This is a genomic window from Achromobacter sp. DMS1 (genome assembly GCF_001270295.1).
In genome coordinates this window covers 1-3,869 of the sequence record NZ_LHSJ01000339.1, presented here as the reverse complement: position 1 = coordinate 3,869, position 3,869 = coordinate 1, and the positions used below count along the sequence as shown (strand labels likewise).

4 protein-coding genes are annotated in these 3,869 nt (G+C 69.2%); all 4 read right to left on the bottom strand.

Annotated features, from left to right (window positions below; all coding sequences use genetic code 11):
* Positions 1-75: 75 nt before the first annotated feature.
* Positions 76-2,427, bottom strand: a complete 2,352-nt coding sequence (locus AD428_RS23815) for a bifunctional salicylyl-CoA 5-hydroxylase/oxidoreductase (protein ID WP_053246421.1) — start codon at positions 2,425-2,427, stop codon at positions 76-78.
* 158 nt (positions 2,428-2,585) lie between these two features.
* Positions 2,586-2,792, bottom strand: a complete 207-nt coding sequence (locus AD428_RS23810) for a hypothetical protein (protein ID WP_053246797.1) — start codon at positions 2,790-2,792, stop codon at positions 2,586-2,588.
* Positions 2,792-3,235: a nucleotidyltransferase family protein gene (locus AD428_RS23805; RefSeq protein ID WP_053246796.1), complete on the bottom strand. Its 444-nt coding sequence runs from the start codon at positions 3,233-3,235 to the stop codon at positions 2,792-2,794. Before AD428_RS23805 ends, AD428_RS23810 begins: the two co-directional genes overlap by 1 nt.
* A gap of 19 nt (positions 3,236-3,254) precedes the next feature.
* Positions 3,255-3,869, bottom strand: a 615-nt coding sequence (locus AD428_RS23800; RefSeq protein ID WP_160318623.1) for an XdhC family protein, incomplete at its 5' end; no start/stop codon positions are given.

The window sequence follows — 3,869 nt, the reverse complement described above, 5'->3', positions numbered from 1 at the left end:
CCGACGCCAGGCCGATGCCCCGCGCCCCGCCCGTGACCAGCGCGTGGCGTCCCGCCAGCGGAAGCTGATTCGTGCTCATTTGATGTCCAGTTGCGCCATGGCCGCGGCGCGTTCGAAGTTGGTTTCGAGCTGGCGCTTGCCCGCCAGGTACTGGTTCGGCCAGCCCACCTCACGGTAACCCACGCGCGCCGATTCGCGCAGCGTCCAGGACGCGTCCGCCAGGTGCGGGCGCGCCAGGGCGCAGAGGTCGGCGCGGCCCGAGGCGATGATGCCGTTGGCGTGATCGGCCTCGAAAATCGCGCCCACCGCGATGGTGGCGATGCCGGCCTCGTTGCGCACGCGGTCGGCGAAGGGGGTCTGGAACATCCGGCCGTACACCGGCTTCTCGGCCTTGCTCACCTGGCCGGAAGAGCAGTCGATCAGGTCGGCTCCGGCCGCCCTGAAGCGGCGCGCGATCTCCACCGCGTCGTCGGCCGTGATGCCGCCCTCCACCCAGTCGTGCGCCGAGATGCGCACCGACATGGGCTTGTCCGCCGGCCACACCTCGCGCACGGCGCGAAAGACCTCCAGCGGGTAGCGCAGGCGGTTGTCCAGGCTGCCGCCGTACTCGTCCTCGCGCCGGTTGGTCAGCGGCGAGATGAAGCTGGACAGCAGGTAGCCGTGCGCGCAGTGCAGTTCGAGCCAGTCGAAACCGGCTTCCACCGCGCGCCGGGCGGCGGCCACGAAGCTGTCGCGCACCTGGTCCATGTCGGCCCGCGTCATGGCGCGCGGCACCTGCGATACGCCCTCGATGTAAGGCAGCGCCGACGCCGAGAGCAGCGGCCAGTTGCCTTCGGGCAGGGGATGGTCGATCTTCTGCCAGCCGAGCTGCGTGGAACCCTTGCGGCCGGCATGGCCCAGCTGCATGCCGATGCGGGCATCGGAATTGGCGTGCACGAAATCCACGATGCGCTTGAAAGCGCGCGCCTGGTCGTCGTTCCACAGGCCGGGGCAGCCCGGGGTGATGCGGCCCTCCGGCGTCACGCAGGTCATTTCCACCATGACCAGGCCGGCCCCGCCCATGGCGCGCGCGCCCAGGTGCACCAGGTGGAAATCGCCGGGCACGCCGTTCTCGCAGGAATACATGGCCATGGGCGACACCATGATGCGGTTCTTCAGCCGCACGCCGCGCGCCTGGAAGGGCGTGAGCATGGGCAGCGGCGGCCGCTGGCCGGCGGGCGCCGGCGCGCCGGCGCGTTCGGCCAGCCAGCGCTCGTAACCCTCCAGCCAGGCAGCGTCGCGCAGGCGCAGGTTCTCATGCGAAATACGCTGCGAACGGGTCAGCAGCGAATAGGCGAACTGCTCCGGCTCCAGGCCGGCGTAGCGCGCCACGTTCTCGAACCACTCGGTGGAGTTGCGCGCGGCGTTCTGGATCTTCAGCACCTCCACGCTGCGCACCTCCTCGTAGCGCGTCAGGCCGGCCTCGACCGAACCCTCCGCGCCGCTCAGGCAGCGCGCCAGCTCGATGGCGTCTTCCAGGGCCAGCTTGGTGCCGGACCCGATCGAGAAATGGGCGGTGTGCGCGGCGTCTCCCATGAGCACCACAGGCACGCGCCGCTCGCCGCGCGCGGTGTCCAGCGTGTTCCAGTGCACCCAGGTGTTGCAGATGACGCGCGGAAAGCGGATCCAGATGGCCGAGCCGCGCAGGTGGGCCGCGTTGCTCATGAGGCGGTGGCCGTCCAGCCAGGGCGCGAACAGCTTTTCGCAATAGGCGATGCCGTCTTCCTGGCTCATCTGGTCGATGCCGGCGGCTTTCCAGGTTTCCTCGGGCGTCTCCACGATGAAAGTGGAAAGCCCTTCCTCGAACTGGTAGGCATGGGCCTGGAACCAGCCGTGCTCGGTCTGCACGAAAGCGAAGGTGAAGGCGTCGAAGGTCTTGGTGGTGCCCAGCCAGACGAAGCGGCAGCGGCGCTGGTCGATGTCGGGATGGTAGGTGTCGGCGTAGCGCGTGCGGATCTGGCTGTTGATGCCATCGGAAGCGATGACGAGATCGGCGTCGTACTGGCGGGCCACCGCCTGGTCGTCCTGCACGAACTCCTCGAACACCAGCTTCACGCCCACGTCTTCGCAGCGGGCCTGCAGAATATTCAGCAGTTTCTTGCGGCCGATGCCGATGAAGCCATGGCCGCCGCTGCGCAAGGTGCGTCCCTTGAAATGGATGTCGATGTCGTCCCAGCGGTTGAACGCCTCGCCGATGGTGCGGGCCGACACCGGATCGGCCTCGCTGAGGTTGGACATGGTGGCGTCCGAGAACACCACCCCCCAGCCGAAGGTATCGTAGGGCCGGTTGCGTTCGATCACGGTGACTTCGTTGGCCTGATCCCGCAGCTTCATCAGCAGGCCGAAATACAGACCGGCGGGGCCGCCGCCTATGCAGACTATCTTCATCGCCGTATGCGCTCCGTGGTAGGCGGCTACCCTGCCGGGCTGGTGCCGGACGCCGCAGATTTTAGGTCTGGATAGTTTAGGCTTGAAATATATACCCGAAGTTGATCCGCCGCAAATGGGGAAACCGAGATGGGTCGGAAATTAAATAGGGACGGAAATCAGCGCGGGGCCCGCGCCCATTCCACGGACGCGGGCGCCAGCATCCGGCGCAGGGCCCGCACGTCCTCCGGGGTGTCCAGGTCCGTCACGTAGGCCGGCTCGTCGCTATGGAACGGCGCCACGCTGCCGGGATGCAGCGGCATCCACTTCCGGATGCCGCAGCCCGGCGGCAGCCGGTGCGCCGACGCCGCGCAGTGCGACGACATCAGCACCGGATGCCGCGCACGCCCGCCACGACGGGCTGCATGAGTTCGACTTCCGGCGGCCTGGCCCGCCAGCCGCGCACCAGGGCCCGCACCGCGCCGGCATCCAGCAGCGGCAGGTCGCCCAGGACCACCAGCAGATCGTGGGCAGGGTGCATCCGCGCGTGCGCGGCCAGCGCCAGCCGCTGCGAATCGACGAGCGTGGGCGCGTCATGCGGGTGCCGCAGCGCCCGGACCCCGCAGCGCCCGGCCAGGGGAAGCAGCGTGGACGCATAAGGGCCGATCACCGCGCCGATGGCGCCCACCCCCGAGCCGCGCAGGGCCGACGCCAGCCTTTCCAGCAGGCTCGCGCCGTCGATCCGCAGCGCGGGTTTGGGCCGGCCGCCCAGCCGCGAGCCCTGGCCCGCGGCCAGAATGACGGCGGCGATGGGGGTGTGCGTATCCATGATGCGTGCGCGCCGGACGCTAGTAGCGGCAAGAACCGTCTTCCAGGGCCGGGACGGCGTCCTCGCCGTGGGCGAGCCGCGCCTTGCCTTCGGCCACCGTTTCCAGAACGTCATCGCGGACGCCATTCTTGGCGGCAACCACTTCCGCCATGATGGACAGGGCGATCTCGGCCGGCGTCTTGCTGCCGATGAAAATGCCGGCCGGGCCGCGCAGTCTCGCGAGCATCGCATCCGTCAGGCCGAAATGCTCGCGCAGCCGCGCCCGGCGCAGCCGGGTGTTCCGGCGCGAACCGATGGCCCCGACATAGAACGCATCCGATTGCAGGGCATCGATCAGCGCGAGGTCGTCCAGCTTGGGATCGTGGGTCAGCGCCACGACGGCCGTGCGCCTGTCGGGCCCGAGCCTGAGGATCAGGTCGTCGGGCATTTCACGCGTGAACGCGATGCCCTCTTCCTGCCAGGGCGCCTGCTGCGCGTCGCGCGGATCGCAGACCACGATTTCGAAGCCCAGGGTCAGCGCGATCCGGCACAGGTAGCGCGACGTGTCGCCCGCGCCGATTACGATCATCCGCGCCCGGGGGCCGAAACAGGCCGTAAACGCGGATGCCGTCAGCCGGGGCGCGCCGCCGGGCGG